The organism is Dolichospermum circinale AWQC131C, assembly GCF_000426905.1.
Classification (GTDB): domain Bacteria; phylum Cyanobacteriota; class Cyanobacteriia; order Cyanobacteriales; family Nostocaceae; genus Dolichospermum; species Dolichospermum circinale.
Map to the genome: position 1 here is coordinate 9,554 of NZ_KE384613.1, position 18,934 is coordinate 28,487.

The 18,934-nt window shown below is 36.1% G+C and carries 19 protein-coding genes and 3 pseudogenes; 11 read left to right on the top strand and 11 right to left on the bottom strand.

The features are described from left to right. Window positions 1-140 precede the first annotated feature (140 nt). The gene (locus ACIR131C_RS0111850) at window positions 141-1,505 is read right to left on the bottom strand and encodes a helix-turn-helix domain-containing protein (RefSeq protein WP_028090365.1); all 1,365 of its coding nucleotides are present in this window, start codon (window positions 1,503-1,505) and stop codon (window positions 141-143) included. 274 nt (window positions 1,506-1,779) lie between these two features. Here ACIR131C_RS0111850 and ACIR131C_RS22605 point away from each other — a divergent pair, with 274 nt between their 5' ends. Further along, window positions 1,780-2,796 (top strand): hypothetical protein, encoded by a 1,017-nt coding sequence (locus ACIR131C_RS22605; RefSeq protein ID WP_231395454.1) that lies wholly within the window; start codon window positions 1,780-1,782, stop codon window positions 2,794-2,796. A gap of 38 nt (window positions 2,797-2,834) precedes the next feature. Then, window positions 2,835-3,623 (top strand): hypothetical protein, encoded by a 789-nt coding sequence (locus ACIR131C_RS0111860; protein WP_028090366.1) that lies wholly within the window; start codon window positions 2,835-2,837, stop codon window positions 3,621-3,623. Window positions 3,624-3,825: 202 nt separating this feature from the next. On the opposite strand, the pseudogene ACIR131C_RS24585 reads toward ACIR131C_RS0111860, so the two are convergent. Together ACIR131C_RS24585 and ACIR131C_RS0111875 are read right to left on the bottom strand one after the other, a co-directional pair. Next, a pseudogene (locus ACIR131C_RS24585) lies at window positions 3,826-4,408 on the bottom strand (DUF4351 domain-containing protein). A gap of 153 nt (window positions 4,409-4,561) precedes the next feature. Next, a complete protein-coding gene (locus ACIR131C_RS0111875; RefSeq protein WP_028090368.1) occupies window positions 4,562-7,810 on the bottom strand; it encodes a type ISP restriction/modification enzyme in 3,249 nt (1,082 codons plus the stop codon). Window positions 7,811-8,371: 561 nt separating this feature from the next. On the opposite strand from ACIR131C_RS0111875, the gene ffh reads away from it, so the two are divergent. Continuing rightward, on the top strand, window positions 8,372-9,817 hold the full coding sequence (gene ffh, locus ACIR131C_RS0111880; protein ID WP_028090369.1) for a signal recognition particle protein: 1,446 nt from the start codon (window positions 8,372-8,374) through the stop codon (window positions 9,815-9,817). Between the two features lie 188 nt (window positions 9,818-10,005). Then, the gene (locus ACIR131C_RS0111885; protein ID WP_028090370.1) at window positions 10,006-10,851 is read left to right on the top strand and encodes a Uma2 family endonuclease; all 846 of its coding nucleotides are present in this window, start codon (window positions 10,006-10,008) and stop codon (window positions 10,849-10,851) included. A gap of 58 nt (window positions 10,852-10,909) precedes the next feature. Here the strand turns inward: ACIR131C_RS0111885 and ACIR131C_RS27350 are convergent. Continuing rightward, window positions 10,910-10,963 (bottom strand): annotated as a pseudogene (locus ACIR131C_RS27350) (cyanobactin biosynthesis PatC/TenC/TruC family protein); the annotation flags it as partial. Between the two features lie 42 nt (window positions 10,964-11,005). On the opposite strand from ACIR131C_RS27350, the gene ACIR131C_RS0111890 reads away from it, so the two are divergent. Beyond that, complete coding sequence (locus tag ACIR131C_RS0111890) at window positions 11,006-11,605, top strand: Uma2 family endonuclease (protein WP_028090371.1); 600 nt, start codon at window positions 11,006-11,008, stop codon at window positions 11,603-11,605. Between the two features lie 63 nt (window positions 11,606-11,668). On the opposite strand, the gene ACIR131C_RS0111895 is transcribed toward ACIR131C_RS0111890, so the two are convergent. The 4 genes and pseudogenes from ACIR131C_RS0111895 to ACIR131C_RS22615 all read right to left on the bottom strand — a co-directional run bounded on the left by ACIR131C_RS0111895 (window position 11,669) and on the right by ACIR131C_RS22615 (window position 13,411). Next, the gene (locus tag ACIR131C_RS0111895) at window positions 11,669-11,857 is read right to left on the bottom strand and encodes a cyanobactin biosynthesis PatC/TenC/TruC family protein (RefSeq protein WP_028090372.1); all 189 of its coding nucleotides are present in this window, start codon (window positions 11,855-11,857) and stop codon (window positions 11,669-11,671) included. Between the two features lie 14 nt (window positions 11,858-11,871). Beyond that, on the bottom strand, window positions 11,872-12,075 hold the full coding sequence (locus ACIR131C_RS0111900) for a cyanobactin biosynthesis system PatB/AcyB/McaB family protein (protein WP_028082580.1): 204 nt from the start codon (window positions 12,073-12,075) through the stop codon (window positions 11,872-11,874). 243 nt (window positions 12,076-12,318) lie between these two features. Further along, window positions 12,319-12,732 (bottom strand): annotated as a pseudogene (locus tag ACIR131C_RS26055) (cyanobactin maturation protease PatG family protein); the annotation flags it as partial. Further along, window positions 12,701-13,411, bottom strand: coding sequence for a transposase (locus ACIR131C_RS22615; protein WP_051347552.1), 711 nt, complete (start codon window positions 13,409-13,411; stop codon window positions 12,701-12,703). The pseudogene ACIR131C_RS26055 and the gene ACIR131C_RS22615, both read right to left, overlap by 32 nt. A gap of 15 nt (window positions 13,412-13,426) precedes the next feature. Here ACIR131C_RS22615 and ACIR131C_RS0111915 point away from each other — a divergent pair, with 15 nt between their 5' ends. The 5 genes from ACIR131C_RS0111915 to ACIR131C_RS0111935 all read left to right on the top strand — a co-directional run bounded on the left by ACIR131C_RS0111915 (window position 13,427) and on the right by ACIR131C_RS0111935 (window position 16,278). After that, window positions 13,427-14,299 (top strand): LynF/TruF/PatF family peptide O-prenyltransferase, encoded by an 873-nt coding sequence (locus ACIR131C_RS0111915; protein WP_028090374.1) that lies wholly within the window; start codon window positions 13,427-13,429, stop codon window positions 14,297-14,299. Between the two features lie 122 nt (window positions 14,300-14,421). Beyond that, window positions 14,422-14,646 (top strand): type II toxin-antitoxin system HicA family toxin, encoded by a 225-nt coding sequence (locus ACIR131C_RS0111920; protein WP_028090375.1) that lies wholly within the window; start codon window positions 14,422-14,424, stop codon window positions 14,644-14,646. After that, a complete protein-coding gene (locus ACIR131C_RS0111925; protein ID WP_028090376.1) occupies window positions 14,643-14,852 on the top strand; it encodes a type II toxin-antitoxin system HicB family antitoxin in 210 nt (69 codons plus the stop codon). Before ACIR131C_RS0111920 ends, ACIR131C_RS0111925 begins: the two co-directional genes overlap by 4 nt. A 253-nt stretch (window positions 14,853-15,105) precedes the next feature. Then, a complete protein-coding gene (locus ACIR131C_RS0111930) occupies window positions 15,106-15,501 on the top strand; it encodes a hypothetical protein (protein ID WP_028090377.1) in 396 nt (131 codons plus the stop codon). Window positions 15,502-15,594: 93 nt separating this feature from the next. After that, window positions 15,595-16,278: a Uma2 family endonuclease gene (locus ACIR131C_RS0111935; protein WP_028090378.1), complete on the top strand. Its 684-nt coding sequence runs from the start codon at window positions 15,595-15,597 to the stop codon at window positions 16,276-16,278. Here the strand turns inward: ACIR131C_RS0111935 and ACIR131C_RS0111940 are convergent. The 3 genes from ACIR131C_RS0111940 to ACIR131C_RS0111950 all read right to left on the bottom strand — a co-directional run bounded on the left by ACIR131C_RS0111940 (window position 16,271) and on the right by ACIR131C_RS0111950 (window position 17,679). After that, window positions 16,271-16,876, bottom strand: coding sequence for a hypothetical protein (locus ACIR131C_RS0111940; RefSeq protein WP_028090379.1), 606 nt, complete (start codon window positions 16,874-16,876; stop codon window positions 16,271-16,273). The genes ACIR131C_RS0111935 and ACIR131C_RS0111940 overlap by 8 nt on opposite strands. A 63-nt stretch (window positions 16,877-16,939) precedes the next feature. After that, window positions 16,940-17,275: a XisI protein gene (locus ACIR131C_RS0111945; protein ID WP_028090380.1), complete on the bottom strand. Its 336-nt coding sequence runs from the start codon at window positions 17,273-17,275 to the stop codon at window positions 16,940-16,942. Next, window positions 17,263-17,679, bottom strand: a complete 417-nt coding sequence (locus ACIR131C_RS0111950) for a XisH family protein (RefSeq protein ID WP_028083546.1) — start codon at window positions 17,677-17,679, stop codon at window positions 17,263-17,265. Before ACIR131C_RS0111950 ends, ACIR131C_RS0111945 begins: the two co-directional genes overlap by 13 nt. A gap of 68 nt (window positions 17,680-17,747) precedes the next feature. Between ACIR131C_RS0111950 and ACIR131C_RS26060 the strand changes: the two genes are divergently transcribed. Next, window positions 17,748-18,934: S8 family serine peptidase (locus tag ACIR131C_RS26060; protein ID WP_035371915.1), on the top strand; the 1,187-nt coding region annotated here is incomplete at its 3' end.

Sequence of the window (18,934 nt, forward strand, 5' to 3'; positions counted from 1 at the left end):
CCTGTATCTTGTGGTCTGGGTATCTTGGCCGCCAAAGTTACTAGCATTCCCACAAAAAAGAACAAAAGTAGGGGTAATTCATGAATTACCCTTGGTAAAAATAAGGTTTGTAGGCACATCTTACGTAAGTCCCAATCTACTTATTTAAGAAGTGATTTGACACATTCCCTAAAAATAGGAGACAAATGAAACAGAGTTTTATCTGCCTTAGTTTTGATGATGAGATAGCGTTGTTGTAGAGATTGTAGTCCATTAATAAATTCAATAGATGATAAATTTAGCGACTGTTTTAAACTTTCTCGAACCACGGGGTTTTCAATTTTGCTTAGTTCTAAAACGAGTTGCTTTTCCACAGATGACAATCGATCAAATAATTGTTTAAACTGCCTTTTCATCTGACTAGTAATGATTAACTTATTCTCAGCTAAAAATTCAGCAACATTGCCATCAAAACAGTCTTTTATTAAAGCAGCAATATCTTTTAAGTATTGGGGATTACCTTCATATAAATTAATCAGATTCAGCCAATTATCTTCATCTTTTAACCCCATATTTTCCAGAATTGCTCTGTTATTTATTCCTAACAATTCTAGGCATTGAAACGGGTATAATTCTTTATCTAAGCATTGCATTTCTGGACATTTTTCCTGACTGATTAAAATGATCTGGCTTTGATGATAGGTTTCCCTGATTGCTTGGAAAAATGTTTGATAGTTGCGATATTCCGGTCGGTATTCGCCAGCCAATTCACCAGGTATGAAAAGATTTTGCACATCATCTATAACAATTAAGCATTTTTGATGCTGGAAAAGATCCAAGAGTTGTTGAAATTGTTCATGTAATGTTTCCTGGAGTTGCTGTTTGCAGCATTTCAACAAATCACTGATCAGTAAATCAAGACTTTTAGGAAAAGTTAAGTTTCTCCAAATAATGATTTCAAAATGTTGATAATTCAGGTCAATTAATTTTTTTACTAGGGTAGTTTTACCAATACCAGGTAGGCCTAAAACTGAAATGAGACGGCTATTTTGCTTGAGTAGCCAATAGGAAAGGATTTCTAGTTCAGATTCTCGGTTGTAAAACTCGAAGATTTGAGGCGCGGTGCTTAAATCGTGATAAGTTAGTTCTTGCTCATTTCTTTGGCATTTATGATTTGCCGCATAGGGATAGTTCCAAATATTAAAACTATTATTACTTTGATTATTATTACTTTGATGATGATTTTGTATAATAACTGGTGATTCAGTGAGTCTAAATCTTTCAATCGTAGAACAAAAATTAGATTTTTTTATATCCTCACTCAAGACAGATGATAAAAGTTGCCAGAGTTCTGCCCCCACATCACTTACATAATTCTTATTAAAATTGCACTGCTGGGCAATATCATCATAGGTTTGTCTTTGCCATGTTCCCACCACCACAGCCCTTTGCACATCATCCAGATGTTTTCCTGTGTGTTCAACTACCAGCCGATCTACAAATTGTAAAATTTCGTTTACATTCATGAAAACTATACATACTAAGGGTTGTAAGTATTGTAGCAAAAGTTGACCCAATTTTTTCTAATTTTTTCCGTTTTTTTCTTCTAAAATTATTTCACAAAAGAGACGTTTAAATCCGTATTTTTCTGGGTTGTTAAAATCCACAATTAAAGTAAAAGTATAAAGTATCAAATAAAAATTCCTTATCTGCACTAAAACAACAATGAGTTACGTCAATTTTTACCTCCTGCAAAGGTTGGCAACTATGACCACCTTGTTTTGTTGCCTGATTCCGGGCTTGGCTTTAGCTCAGAGTTATTCTAGCGATGGCTATAATACTGAAGCCCTAGCCCAAACCAACCAATCAGACCCAAACATAATCCAGCCTGGGAATCTATCTATTTCTGATGATACCTCAGTTTTACCTGTTTTCTCTAACATTGAGACACAAACAACAAAAAATGATTCAGTTCCCACGGTGTTGGCTCAGAAAAATGTTGTGAATGATGAAAATACCTTACCTGGCAAAACAACAACACCAGCAGTCCCCCCGACTCCAGGAGAACTGGATAGGCAAATTCAAGACTTACAGAAACGGCTACAGGTCTTAGAGAACAACATTCCTGAGTTTATTTGGACTTCTTCCCCTGGTGATAGTTTTGAGGTACCGAGCGCCTATGGTGCTTCTTTTGGAAATATGGGCATTGGCGCTGGTTTTCAGAGTCGGACTCGTTTTACCCAGACTGCTGATGGTGGTATGGGGATAACTTTTGGTTTAGGTGATCCCGATCATACCATTGGTTTTGATGTCGGTATTAATATCAACGATTTAGGTATTAATAGCAATCAAACCTTTGGTGAGAGGGGTAGTTTTTCCTTTAAGTTGCATCGGGTTTTACCGGGGAATTTTAGGGCTGCTGTAGGGCTGGAAAATTCTTTAGTTTGGGGTGCTACTGATACCGATACTAGTCTTTATGGCGTTGTCAGCAAGGTTGTAAAACTCAAGCAGAGCAAGTTTGACCCCCTTAGTCGGCTGTATCTTAATGCTGGGCTTGGTAATGGACGGTTTCGCACGGAGAGTCAAATTTTTAATAATACTGATTCCGTGGGTATTTTTGGTAGTGCTGGTTTGAGGGTAATTGACCAGATGAATGTTTTTACTGAATGGACTGGTCAGGATTTAAATGTAGGGCTGTCTATCGCACCTTTTGCGAATATACCCATTGTAATTACTCCTGCGGCTATTGACATCACGGGTAGTGCGGGAGACGGTGTGAGACTTGGTATTAGCATAGGCTACGGATTTCAATTTTAAAATTGGCAACTTTTGTAATTCATAAAAAGGTGATGATCATGAAATTTTCTTTCCGGGAACAAAAAATTAATTTTACAATGGTTTTATTTCTAAGTCCATTATTTGCTACTACTCTTTTGGGTAAGCCTGTACTAGCACAGCAAACGTCTCAATCGGATAAATTTTTTGCATATATAAACTATACAATTGTAAGTAGTGTTACCTCTACCGTTAGAGTAGCTTTTGGATTCGTACCTGTTAACGCAGAAATCCAGCAAAACTATCAGGCATATAATAACAGCACCACTACTAACTATCAAGGCGCATACCAGTGGCTGGAGATTGAATTAGCAAGAGCATACACAAATACAGCCGTTATTAGAGGGAGTATAAGTAGTGGTTTGTTTCAAATAAATTTTGACTATTTTTTAGAAAAACCAATTATAGCTTCAAAAAATATTAACTATAAACTTTTTAGCAAATCTGTAAATGTTGCTCGAATAAATAATGATAAATCAGTAAAAAACCTAGAGGAAATTGACAAGAATCTCAACACCTTTACCGAGAATTTTGAGGGTTTTGTAAGTATCTTAAAAAGTTTTTTATCTCCAGATAAACAAGCAACAATCTCTGATATCAATATCTTGATAGAGTCTGCCAACAACTTACGAAAATCTACATATATTGTAGGAGAGGATATGAAAAATATTTCTAAACAAGTTTCCTCTGAAAAAGACTTAATTGCTGTAAAAGATATGGTAAAATCTCTTGAAACAGTAACGCTTTTATTAGAAAATCTCACTCCTCAACTTAACCAGATTCACTTGGCAATTTCCACAAGTGATTAGACTAGACTATCTAATTCTTTTTTGAGATTGTCAATAAATTACAGCAGATTACCATAAGGTTGAGGTACAATTTTAACAGGCAAAAGTTGTACTGAGATTGGCCGTTGTATGCCCGCACCACAATGTTTTTATCATTAATATCTGTACCTCAAAATATCGGTAACTGCTGTAATAAGTCAAGTACAGTTTTATAAATTTTAACTTAATCATGCTTATCTAACCAATTTTGTAGATCTTCCACAGTATCTAAATCAAATATTGCTTCTGCTAACACTTCAATTACCTCGATATTTAAACTTTTCACGCGGTTTTCTAATTCCATATTAATATTTCCTACTTTTCTCTTAATTTGACGGACAATTAAATCTTTTTCCTTGGTAATTGCTTCTTCAATACCTTGCTAAATGCCTTTTTCAATACCTTGTTCCATCCAACTAGTAACTATTTGCATAACTTCCTCCTTTTCCGCTGGTATTAATGAACCTATTTCTGCTTTAAATCTCTGTTCTTCTATTTTATTCAGTCGCAAATATGTGTCAATAAATCCTGATATCAGTATGAATGAGAAAGTAAGAAGGTTTACCTAGAAATTAGACTTTGGCTATTAAGTCGGTTTCATATTTGTCTCCTGCGGTAACATCTGTAAATAATTCTTTGTCTAATAATCAAACTGAGTTGGTATCTAGATATTTAAGAACTTCGGGAAAGAATAGTTCTATAAATTCTATGAAAAATGTGGATATCAGTTCTTTAAATAAGCGGTCATGGGCTATTTTTTCGCTCATGTTTTTGTCATATATAGGAATCCGGTTCGATTGCGTGAATTTACTTATGTGGTCAAGGAACACAGGAAGAAAGACAGAATTGATACCTACTAATTCTTGTATGGCTACGCCACGCAAGCTATCAAAAATCAAATAGGAGTCCTATATAACTGATCATTCTAAGGGAAAACCAGGGATAATTGTATCAATTTCCTCCATTATTTGTAAAGTTTCTGTTAAAGCAATGACAATTTTTTGATAGTGGTTAATTTCCTCTATAGATAATTCTCGTTTGGCGTTTTTTCTATCTTTTAGCCATTTATCCAATACCTGATATCCACCAATCTTAAATTCCCAGATATGGGGGGGAATATCGGTAAAATAACTCTGTTTATTTATATAAACCCTTTGCAATTCTGAATTATAAGTAACTTCAGTAACTTGATTATCTCCTATTCCTTGATAGGTGGTAATTAAATAATTGAATATATCCGATTTCATTAAATGTAAATTAACTAATTCTTCTCCTTTAATAGCTAATTCGGTAAATAGGTTTTCATTACTGGTTAAAGGAAGACGGGGAAAATCTATTTTTAAAAACTCAGCGTAGCGAGTGCGATAAGTAGGACTATGAAATATTGCATAGGCATAGTAAAATATTTGTTCAGGTGTGGGTATTTTACCCAGTTTAGTTTTGATAGCTGCTAAGAATTTTGGAGATAAATTAGGAGTTTTTTCCAGGAAAAGGTTAGTTTGTTGATTTTCTGTATTTGGATAAGTGTAAAGAGGAAAAACATAAGTTAATTCTCTACTTTTCAATGATACAATACAACGTTCTGTTAAAATTTCTGAACAAAATATATGATAAAAACCTGGTTCAACTTGTTGACGACATGAAAGTAAAGCAATATTATTACCTTTTAATAAATGTGCCATTAATTCCTTACGACTATCTCCTCTTTCAATAATCTTAGGATTATAATAAACCCAGCGATTATCAAATGGCCGATAAGCATATAATAATACATTTGATTCAATTTCATTTTCTTGGATATCTAACTTAGCTTTTTCTAAAGTCCAATATTCTGTATCTTTGATATTATACTTTTGTTTTAATTCTTCTAAGTTAGTATTTATTGCAATATTGCTAAACCTATTTATTAAGTTTTCTCTATCATAATCAACACATAAATTATCCCTCCTCGTTTGTGAACCAGCAGCATAAATTGGAAAGATATCAGTAATACTTAACTCTCTTTTATATTCATCTTCATAATCAATATTTTTTGGTGCAAAAAAGTAATTAGGTTCAGCAGGTTTTAACTCTATCCAATTAACATTATCTAAACTTGCAGATTCTAAAAAATTATATTTATCCTCACGATTTCCCCAAACATCATAATATAACACCTTAGCCATTTCCTTAATCCCATTTCTGGATTTATAAGCAGTAGAACCATAATCAGGTTTACTTTTTTCACGCACAGCAATTAAAATGGCCACACCTTGCTGAATATCAAAAACATTTTGATCAATATTACCATCTGGAGTAGTTTCTTTTAATAAAGAATTACCATGTAAATCCATAATATATAAAGTATCAAAATACTTTAATAATTCTTCTCTCATTCCCCGATGAATTAAACCATTAAGATAGGAATGATTAGTAATAAAACCAATAATACCCGCATTATGACTATTATTTTCTATTTGATATTGAGCAAATCTAATAAATTTGATATAATCATCATCCAAAGGTTGAATATTTTTCTCCCCTTCTAATCTTACCCTACCTTTATATAATTCTAAAAGTTCCCCAATGTGGGTTAATTCTGTAATAGTTTTCCCTACTTTACCAGTTTTATAAATTCTATTCCAAATTGAACCAGTATATTCCACATCTGCTAAATATTTTTCATCTTGGTTTAAGATTCTTTTGCGTTTACTAGCATTTTGAGAACTGACAGAATAGGGAGGATTTCCTAATACTACAGTAATGGGAATTTCTGTTTTTACCTTTGCTGCTTGACTGGATTCTTCCGCGATAATTTGGGTAATTCCTGGGATTAAATCACCTTGTTTTATTCCTTCTTCCAACGCATTAGTTAAATAGATTTTTAATCTTTCATTTGGTGCAAATTTATATTGTAAATATCCCAATAATACACCTATTTTTAAATGTGCTATGGTATAAGGAGTCATTAATAACTCAAAACCAAAGAGACGATTTAAAAGTTCTGTATCTCTTAATAAATTTTCCCAACTACGAACATCATATTTAGCAAAATTATCACGAATTTGTTGAATAACTGCATATAAAAATGTTCCTGTTCCTGTTGCGGGGTCAAGAATTGTTACTCTTCTATTTCCTAAACCATATTCTAAATCAAAAATTGTTTTATCTACTAAAATATCATTCACAGCACGCACAATAAATTTAACCACAGGTTCAGGAGTATAATAAACTCCGCGACTTTTTCTTAATGATGCTTGATAAGCAGCTAAAAATGTTTCATAAAAATGAATTACAGGATCTTCTGTGCGCGTTTCTCGACCAAAATTTTCTAAAATATTGGCCATATCTATTCTGTTAAATAAATCAATTAAATTCTCAATAGATTTGTGAATTTTACTAACGCTACCAGTTCCTAAAACTAAATCAAATAAACCTTTTAAAAAAGGGATTCTATCACTAATATAAATACTAGCTGTAGTGCGATTAAATGCAAATTCTTCAGAGTTTTCTGTATGACCAATTTTTGCAGTAAATAACCCATAAGCAATAGTTTGAGAGTACATATCCGCAAATTTATCATTATCTATATCTAACAATAGTAATTTTTTAAATGTTTCTTTTAAGCGATTTAATTCTGCTGTAGGATCTTCTATAACTAAAGATAGTTCAATAGCATTTCTAATAGTTTTAGTATAAGCAGCCATTTCCTTAGCTAAATCATAGTAATTATTAATATCTTTAGCTTTTTGATTTAGAAATGATTGTAATAATTCTGTGATAGGTTTTAAATCATCAACTAGAGTAATTTCTCCTTGTTCTAAAGTAGCTAATTCAGCGATTTTTTCACATTCCCCATCTACATACCAACGGAATTGTAGGTAATTAGTTAAGATGAAGTTATAACCTATATTTGATTCCAAATAACGTTTAACTTGCTGTTCATTTTGTTTATCTAACTTAGTAATGTTGATATTAATATCTTTAGCTTCTATATATCCCACAACACGCTCATTTTTTCTGATAGTTAAATCAGGTATTCCTGCTTGATTACCTTTTTCTTCTACTATAGTATTAATGCCAATTTCTAACCCTTCTATTAAACTTTGTAAACTAGAGTAATGACTGCGTTCTCCACCATGTTTAATATTCCTTTGTAGGTTTTGGATGTAGTTATTCAACTTATTCATAGTTGTTTTTTTTTAGATTATTAAATGTTCAGAATAGCATATATTTTTGAAAATTGCATTGATAAAAATAAAATTTTATTAATCTTAGTAAAAAATTACAATTATAGATTTTAGGTAAGAATGCAGCCATAGCGATCATTCATGGACAGATTCCCGACTTCTTAAAGAAGTCAGGGATCTAGAATTTGGGATTTACCACCTTTATATAAACCAGAACTTAGGCAAAATACCTCTAAAACTCTCTTTATCTTACTGTTCTTCGTGCCTATGCCTTCGGCACGCTTCACGAACGTGGTTCATTCTTTCGTAACTTGTGGGTAAGTCCTATTTGTCAAACTTACCCAAAAATCCCTGTTAAATCTCCTTTCTCCGTGTCCTCCGTGTCTCTGTGGTTCGTTTTTCCTTTCCTACCACGTAAGAAAATACCTATTACCAACTAAAACACCTTCAAAATTACGGTTTACCAGATTCATCAGTTGCTAGACTCAGATAAGCTAGTAAAGAAGATCCTTAAAAACTGAGTAAATATTCTCAACAGACTAACTACGTTATAACTGAATTATGTTTGATGCACTATCTGACCGTTTAGAGTCCGCCTGGAAAAAACTGCGAGGACAGGATAAAATATCAAAATCCAACATTCAAGACGCTTTACGGGAAGTGCGTCGGGCTTTGTTGGAAGCAGATGTTAATCTTCAAGTCGTTAAAGATTTTATTAGCGAAGTTGAAACCAAAGCACAAGGGGCTGAAGTTATCAGCGGTGTGCGTCCTGACCAACAATTCATCAAAATTGTTTATGATGAACTGGTGCGGGTCATGGGAGAGGAAAATGTTCCCTTAGCAGAAGTTACAGGGAAAACCACCGTTGTGTTAATGGCTGGTTTACAGGGGACCGGGAAAACCACAGCCACAGCCAAATTAGCCTTACATTTACGCAAACAAGAGCGTAGTTGCTTATTAGTGGCTACGGATATTTATCGTCCCGCAGCAATTGATCAATTAATCACTCTGGGTAAGCAAATTGACGTACCAGTTTTTGAACTGGGAATTGAGGCAGACCCGGTAGAAATTGCCCGTCAGGGTGTGGAACGCGCCAGAACAGAAGGCATAAATACAGTAATTATTGATACTGCTGGACGGTTGCAAATAGACGAAGGGATGATGGCGGAATTAGCCAGTATTAAACAGGTAGTTGAACCTGACGAAACCTTGCTGGTTGTGGACTCCATGACCGGGCAAGAGGCGGCAAATCTAACGCGCACCTTCCATGATCAAATTGGCATTACAGGGGCAATCCTGACCAAAATGGATGGGGATAGCCGAGGTGGTGCGGCCTTGTCTGTGCGGCAAATTTCCGGTGCGCCGATTAAATTTGTGGGTGTGGGGGAAAAAGTCGAGGCCTTGCAGCCATTTTACCCGGAACGCATGGCTTCGCGGATTTTGGGCATGGGGGATGTTCTCACCCTAGTAGAAAAAGCCCAAGAAGAGATAGATTTGGCAGACGCGGAGAAAATGCAGGAGAAAATCCTGTCAGCGAAATTTGATTTTACTGACTTTCTCAAGCAAATGCGGTTGTTGAAGAATATGGGGTCCTTAGGTGGAATCATGAAGATGATTCCGGGTATGAACAAGCTTTCCGAAGACCAACTGAAGCAAGGAGAAACCCAGTTAAAACGCTGTGAAGCGATGATCAATTCCATGACTGGAAAAGAGAGACGTGATCCAGATTTATTATCTAGTTCTCCCAGTCGGAGAAAGAGAATAGCGGCTGGTTCTGGATACAGAGAAGCGGATGTAAGCAAATTAGTGGCAGACTTTCAAAAAATGCGATCGCTCATGCAGCAAATGGGACAAGGGGGCATTCCCGGTATGCCAGGAATGTTTGGGGGTGGAAATCCTTTAGCCGCAGGAAATCGTCCTTCACCCGGCTGGCGTGGCTATCCCGGTGGCGCACCACCAGCGAAGAAAAAGAAGGAGAAAAAGAAAAAAGGTTTTGGCACTCTTTAAAATTTAAGCACAAAATCCCGGATTTCTTCCATAAATTCGGGACTTGCCAAAGGCAATAACTACGGAGTTTGTCTAAAGTCTCAAAAAACGCAAAGCGATCGCAAATGACTATAATTGTTAATATATTCATCAGTGCCGCTGCTTGTGTTCAAAACTTTATTTACCTTTGGTAAAATGGAGATTCAGATATGGTACAGCAACTTATACCACCAGAAATCAAACCAGAAATCATCTACCCTGATAGTGATGGCAACCCTATGTCTGATAATACTAAACAATATGAATGGATTGTTAAAATTAAGGAAAATTTAGAAATATTATTCGCACCAAACGATGATGTATTTATAGCTGGTGATTTACTTTGGTATCCTGTAGAAGGAAGTGTAAAAACCCGACAAGCACCTGATGTCATGGTGGTGTTTGGAAGACCCAAAGGTGATAGAGGTTCTTATAAACAATGGCAAGAAAATAATATTCCTCCCCAAGTGGTATTTGAAATCCTTTCTCCAGGAAATACTATCAAGGAAATGGCCAAAAAAATCCTCTTTTATCAGCGTTACGGAGTAGAAGAGTATTATATATACAATCCAGATACAATTGAATTAACAGGATTTATTCTTGAACAAGAATGTTTAGAAGCAATTGAGGATATTAATAATTGGGTCAGCCCGCGTTTAGACATACGTTTTAAACTCACAGCAGATAACTTAGAAATTTATTATCCTCATGGCGGTAAGTTTCTCACATCTGTAGAATTAAATCAATGTGTTGAAGAAGAAAAGGAACGTGCCGACCACGAAAAACAACGCGCAGAACAAGAACAGCAACGTGCTGAACAAGAAAAAGAACGTGCTGAACAAGAAAAAGAACGCGCCGACCAAGAACAACAGCGTGCTGAACAAGAAAAAGAACGTGCCGACCAAGAACAACAGCGTGCTGAACAAGAAAAAGAACGTGCCGACCAAGAACAAAAAAATTATCAAGACTTATTAGCAAAATTAGCAGATAAAGGTATTGATCTCAATAATCTCTAAAAATTAGAATTATATCCCCAAATTCTCAAAGAAGTCGGGGATATGAAAACTGCACCAACTAACACCAAATACGACCACGACGGAAAGGTTTATCAGGTTCAGTGTGTTGGGATTTTTAGAATATATAATAGCAAATCCTCAAAGAGCAAGATATATGACTACAATTCAGGTTAAAAGCTTCACCCTAGAAGAATATCACGAACTCATCGAAATTGGCTTTTTAAAAGAAGATGATAGCTGCGCTCGCCGTAGGCATCACATTCAATTAATTAACGGAGAATTGGTAAAAATAGTATCAAAAGGTACGGAACATGAAACTTGTTTAAGAAAGCTATTAAAGGAACTTCCAAAACTTATAGAAGATAGAGCAATTCTGCAATCTCAAGCCCCTATTAGTATACCACCCAAAAGCGAACCAGAACCAGATTTTGCCATTGTCAAAAACCGTGATGATGATTATTTTTCATCTCACCCACAAGGGACAGATATATTGTTAGTCATAGAAGTTGCAGATTCTTCCATAGACTATGACCAAAAAGTGAAAATACCTCTTTATGCGAAAGCGGGAATAGCTGATTATTGGATATTTAATTTATTAGATAATTGCTTGGAATGTTACAGTGAACCATATCAAAATAAACAGGGGATATTTGGGTATACAAATAAGCGAATTGTTTTACCTACTCAGGTTATATCTTTACCTTGGTTTACTGATTTACAGCTTGATTTAAGTAAAGTGTTTCCTGTGTATTAATGAATATCCCCAACTTCTCAAAGAAGTCGGAGATATGAAAACCGCACCAACTAACACCACCAACTAACACCAAATCCGACCACGACGGAAAGGTTTATCAGGTTCAGTTTGTTGGGCTTTTTGTCTAGCCATTTCCTGTGACCAAAAACCATAATCTTCCAAACCAGTGGACAACAATTTGCGTTCAATTTCTGCTGTTTGTTTGGGTTCTGGTTGACTCGAATTTGCGGGGGTTTTCTCTTGTTTACTCATAACTTTGATGACTCCTAAATTGCACAACTGCAAGAAGATTTAATTTGCTGATAACTACGATTTTGAAATGCGGCGGGGTCATTATAATTAGCACCATGTAATAAGTCCATACGAATGCTAACTAGGTCCTCAACTCTACCATGAATGACATCCACAGAACGATGAGGATAAATAATATCTGGTCTTTTTACCGGAGGGGAAAGTTTGGGTAATCTCATAATCAATTTTAGATTTAGATTGTAGGTTGGGTTGACGTATGTTACCCAACATTAAAAAACTCAACATGATTTTATCATTCCCATACTCCGTATGGGAATAAATTCTAGAAGGCTCTGCCTGCTATTAAAGCAGAGTCAGAGCCTCTGTAACCGCATTCCCAGTCAGAGACTGGGAACGAGATAAACGAGATAAAAGACTTTGTTGGGTTGCGCTGTCGCTTAACCCAACTTACCAATATTATATTAATAAGGAGTAGACCAAGAACGGACTTCGCCCAAGGTGACAGGAATAATATCACTCACATCAATTGTAAACCGGAATAGCTTCTTGGCCCGACGGCTATTTTCAGGGTCAAAGAACTTCAATTTTACATCCCAACAATCACTATCTAAACGACAGAAAGGACTTTTTTCTACAGTAATACTATCCAATTCCATACCTGTAGCCACAGCTTCCGCAAAGGTAGAAGCCGCTTGAAAAGCATTCGTAGAGGCAAAATTTAACGCCCTATCTTGGGAAGTTGTTCCCAAGTTGCGTAAATCATAATAAATACGGCTGAGGAAACTACCCAAAGTCCGACGAATAGATTCTTCTTGGGCTTCTGTCGCTTGTGCTTGTACTGTCTCAATAGCAGCCTGAACTAAAGTATTCACTTTCCGGTTGCGGGGGAGGTGAAAAACTGGACTTAGATTTTTTGGGGTTGGTGGTTGAACCCTTATTTGTGAGATGAACCCCAGCCAACAGCTTACTACCCCAGTGGCATTGGGTCGGGGTTTTCTCCTTGGGTTTATACTTTTGGCAGAAGCCTTTATACTTTTTGGCACATTCTTCTAAACTGCTTCCTAGCCGTAAAAAAGCCGGATGCCATTGAGTTAAACCATCATCAGTTAAGCGTTCATAACTGCCATAATTACTGAAGTCATAGAAAAAACTCTGGCGCATTTTGGCAGCTTTAGGATTAGCGTGAATGTAGCGTAAAGTATTTAATGCTCTTTCTTTGTCTGAAGCAGGAAACCCATCACAGTAATATCGTTTCTCCCAAAAGTGTCCCGTTCTTCTTAACATCCGATTGAAACACATCGCCGTGTACCAATTCAGGAAGTGCATAATTTTGGGTAACTCTTCTGGCTGTTTAGGTGCAATCAAATAATGAACATGATTTGACATAATGCACAAAGCATAAAGCTGGAAATTGTATTTATCCAAAGCCTTTTTTATCGCATAAAGAAACACTTCCCGACATTCACGCCGTGATAATTTGAATTCGCGGTTATTGCAACGGGTGGTAATGTGATAAGAGTATCCAGACTGTAAATTTCGAGGTTGTCTAGGCACAAGAAGGAATTATAAATGACTATTTCTGAGAATTTATTTATAGGTAGCCAAAAAAATCTACATTACATCAATCAACATAAACATATCTTTGATGTTGACCATCTCTACACCCTGAATATTTTCGATGATTTTGCTCAAAAAGTTACACATTGGGGATTAGAATGTTCTTGTAAAATCCAAAAAGATCAACTGTATCCGGCTCGGTTTAATTTATTTCGTAATCAACCAAATTGGCAAGATTATCAGACAGCTATTAATTTTTTTCAGCAAGTAGCAGCCAAGACAGATGTTAAATTAACTTATCATCTCATTGAGAATTTTGTTGGCAATGATTTCGATTTCAGTAAAGTCCACCAGATATTAGTAGGTATTGATTTAAGAAGAGAATTTAGTGCTTCTCGCCTCAAATTTTGGTTTATCATCAGTGATTATCCCCAAAAATTAGCCAAGGCAATATCCCTATGTCAACCTGCTGAAGAATTGCAACCATTTTTGGTAGATAATTCCGTTGTCATTGGCTTTGACTTTGACTTCTATGGTGGTAGTCAAATCGAGGTTTATCCCAGTATTAGCAAAGAAAAATTTCAACAACTAGCCAAAGTTCTCTCACCCCAGGCTTTACAACTTTTAGATAGCTGTTGGTCATTAATTATTGGTTTTAGCCAAGCCAACCCAGAAAAAATCCTTTATTATCGTACCAGTGACCCTAATAACTTTATTGCTAATTTACGCAATGATTTAGCTAACCGAGTTCATGCCTATTATCGAGAACAACCTGTACAGGGAACAATTGTAGGACTACGGGAAAATGAAATAATAGCTGGGAGGATAGAAAATTTGAATCTGTATTATCAAATGAGTTCTCCTATAACCACCAACAAAAACTAATAAGAAAATGTAGGTTGGGTTAAGGGACAGCGCAACCCAACAAAATTAAATTACAAAATCACCAAAACGTTAAATAACATCATTAAAATGCAATTTCCAGAAGTCCAAATAAATAAAACTAAATGCCCAAAAAAATTAGAGAATTAAAACAGATGTTGCAAAAAGCAGGATTTACGTTATTACCAAAGCGGGGAAAAGGTAGTCATTCTTACTGGATTCATCCGCTTTTACCAAAACCTGTAGTCCTATCTGGCAAAGACAGCAAAGATGCAAAACCCTATCAAGAGAAAGATATAATAGAAAGTATCAAAGAACTTGAACAATTAGAAAAAGCAGATAAACTATGAAATATAGTATTTTAATTCAATGGTCTGACGAAGATCAAGCCTATATTGCCTTTTTACCTGAGTGGGGAAAATATGCTAAAACCCACGGAGAAAGCTATGAAGAAGCTCTAGAAAATGCCAAGGAAGTGTTAGAAGACTTGCTGTATGGCTATAATCAAATCGGTAAGCCTATACCCCAACCCCAAACATTACAAAATATAGCTTAAAAAAGACATAATCTGACAATAATGATATCTATAGGTTAGATGTAGGTTGGGTTAAGCGACAGCGCAACCCAACAACATTAAATCACAAAATCACCAAAATCTTGGGTAACATCCGTCAACCCAACCTACAGAATTTAAATGACATCCTGTAAATCCTGAAATCCTGAACATCCTGATTCAGACAAAAAAATTACAAAGAAATTCATCCCAAACATCATCTAAAGTATAATTGTAATAAAGAATTTTATTTTCTATGACAATTCCCATAACTATTAACTTACCCGAAAGTTTAGCTGCTTCTATCCAGTGTCTTGGAGAAGCAACAGCGCGAGAGATATCAGATGTTTTACTTGACACCCTAGAAATAGTATTACCTACCTTAGATAATCTCTCAGAAATGAGCATTAATTCAAGCATTCCTGATATTTCCGATGAGGAAGTTCTAGAATTAGCTAATTTAAAAATGGATGTAGTGCAAAATCAACGCTTGGGAGAACTACAAGCTAAAGGAAAAAATACCGGTTTAACAGCAGGAGAACGTTATGAACTATTAATTTTAATGTCCCTTTATCAAATGGGACAATTAAGAAAATCTGAAGGTTTAGCCGAAGCTGTCAAACGGGGAATAAAAACTCCTTTATTACCATAACCAAAATTACTCATGTAACATCCTGTAAATCCTGAAATCCTGGACATCCTGATTGGTGACAATTTCATGTTCTGCAAAATTTGAGCAAATTTTATGATATCTACTACTGCAATTTCTGCCATCTTAACTATTCCTCCCCTAGAAAACGGCGACAAATTAACCCGTCATGAATTTGAACGGCGTTATCATGCCATGCCGAATCTCAAAAAAGCCGAATTAATTGAAGGAGTAGTTTACGTGGCATCACCTGTTAGAGCAAAACAACACGGCAAACCCCATGCTCGCATTATGGGTTGGTTAATCGCTTATGAAGCAGCTACACCAGGAGTAGAATCACTGGATAACACAACTGTTCTTCTTGATACAGATAACGAACCACAACCGGATGCTTTATTAAGAATTGAAACAGGAGGACAATCAAGAATAAATAAAGATGATTATGTAGAAGGTGCGCCAGAATTAATAGTAGAAATTGCTGCTTCTAGTGCTTCCTATGATTTACATGAAAAACTCAAAGTTTATCGTCGTAATCAAGTCCAAGAATATTTAATCTGGCGAGTTTATGACCATCAATTTGATTGGTTTAGATTACAACAAGGGGAGTATATTCAACTTCAACCCAATGCAGATAATATAATTTGTTCCCAAGTATTCCCCGGTTTATGGTTAGATAAAACAGCATTATTAGGAGGAGATTTAGGAAAAGTGTTAACCGTTGTCCAGCAGGGTTTAGCAAGTCCAGAACATGAGAATTTTATTAGTAGATTATCTAGTTAGCAGCAGTTACCATCCAAACTAAAATTCCTAAAATGACATCAACAGGAGGAAGGGGATAATCTGTAAAATCAATTGTTACAGTTTGTTCCGTTAATTGTAGAAATCGCCAAACAGTACCATTAGTGACGCTACCATAAATTGTAGGAATGGGTTGATTATTAATTTCATTAAATTTTTGAGCAGCAATCATTTCCGCAATACACTGGCCAATACCCGGATTTAAGTCTGATTTTTTGGCTTCCACAATCATAACTGCTGGTGCTTCCACTTCTAACTGTTCCGTTGAACGACTCAGAACAAAATCACAGACTCCATTCAATCCTAAAGCCGAATCTACAGTAAAATCTGTACCAGAGAATAAACTAATTTTTCTTTGTAAAATCTTACGAACCTCTAGTAAAACCGGACTAATGATTAACTCAGAACGTGCTTTTTCACTTCCTGTCGCTATAGCTAATGGTAAACTTTCTGCTAAAAAATCAGTCAGGGTTGCACTAGCAGCTATTGGTTGGATTTCTGGCAGAAACTTTTGATTTTCAATGGTATTTATGCCAAAGGTTTGCTTGACTTTTCTGAGGGTAAAATCACTGTATGACATAATGTGACATAATGTAAATATTTCCAAAAATGATGTACAATTCATGTAAAATATATGTGAAAATTAACCAACAGCAAAACCCGTATATTGTCTCACTAAAGGTTCATGAAAAGCTAAAACAATATCTGATTTTGGCACTCCTAATTTAACTAATTCATCTGCTATACCAATCTCAGTTCCATCATGTTGTATCCAAATCTTGCCATTTTTAATATCCAAATGCAAAACACAACCATACATCGGTCTGCGATTTTTCCAACCTGTATAAACAACCTGATAATGATCCCGTTCCTTGTCAAAAATCAGTTGCGTTTCTACCTCATGATCCGATGGACTTCCCTGAGCATATTCAGTTAATAAAGTTTGGATATATGTACGATATTGTTCTATTTTTTCCATGTTACAATCACCTCATGGTTTGGGTCATAAACCACCAAGCTGAGTTGGAAATGCTCAATAGCGGTTTCTACAAATGGCAAGTTAAAAAATGTTTGATAAGCTCCTAGAGGAACTGCTAAATATAAAAAACGGTTAGGTTGCTGATCTTTCAAAGCAAGACGATAGTTAAGAAATTGACCCAAAGCGGTATGAAATTCCGAAATATTGGAAGAACTAATAAAGCTTTTAATCTCAACTGCAATCTTTTCCTCTCCTTTTTCAGCACCTATGATTTTTTCTGCTCCCAAGTCAATTTGCATATCAACCCTACCTGAGCGAATTCTTAAAGGATCATCTGTAATCACCCAACCCTCTTTTTCTAACCCTATCCTAACAGCATCATGAAAAATATCTTTAGCTGGCATTAACTTTATAAAAAATTAGACTTTTCACCCATAATTATAACATCAATTACAACAACACAATCAAAACCATGCCTAACCTTACCGACATCCCCGGAATCTCCCAAATTTGGACACGCACAAAAGGCGACCCTCGCATTAAAATTGCTATCCTTGATGGTGCTGCTGATTTAGAACGCAGTTGTTTTCAAGGGGCAAAATTTAGTCAATTTAAACCCTACTGGTCAGAAGATATTGAACTCAACGAAGAATACTATTATTATCTCAATTTATCTTTAGATTTTAACAAAGAACAAAAAGATAAAAAAGACGACCCCGACCACGATAAAGAAGGTGCAAAAAAAGAACGGGAGGCATTTTTTGCACCTTTCCCTCCAGCTATTAGACAACGCATTGAATTATCCAGTCATGCTACTCACATTTCTAGCACAATTTTAGGGCAACACGGCACACCCGCCCCTGGTATTGCCCCTTTATGTACAGCATTAAATATTCCTATTTCCTTCGCTAATGATGATTTTATTTCCCCTATCAACCTTACCCACGCTATTAATACCGCTTGGCAATGGGGAGCGAATATTATCCATATCGCTGCTTGTCACCCCACCCAAACCGGAGTAGCACCAGATTTATTTGCCCGTGCTGTGAAACAATGCCAAGATAATAATATGTTAATTGTTGCCCCAGGTGGTAATGATAAAGGGGAATGTTGGTGTATTCCCTCTATTCTCCCCGGTGTGATTACTGTAGGTGCAATGCGAGATGATGGTCAACCCTTTAAATTTAGTAATTATGGCGGAGAATATCAAAATAAGGGTGTAATGGCAAATGGTGAAAATATCTTAGGCGCACAACCGGGAACGGAAGAACCTATCAGAGAAAAAGGTACAAGTTGCGCTGCACCCATTGTCACAGGTATTTCTGCCTTATTAATGAGTATGCAATTGCAACGGGGTGAACAACCCAATGCGGAAGCAGTGCGGGAAGCGATTTTAAATAGTGCTATTCCCTGTAACCCGGAAGAGGTAGAAGAACCGGAACGGTGTTTATTAGGTAAGTTGAATATTCCCGGTGCGTTTCAATTATTGACGGGAGAAAGGTTAGAACCTCACCTCCAGCCCCTCTCCTATCAGGGAGTACAACAACCTCACCCCCAACCCCTCTCCTACCAGGGAGTACAACAACCTCACCCCCAACCCCTCTCCTACCAGGGAGTACAAGAACCTCACCCCCGACCCCTCTCCTACCAGGGAGTACA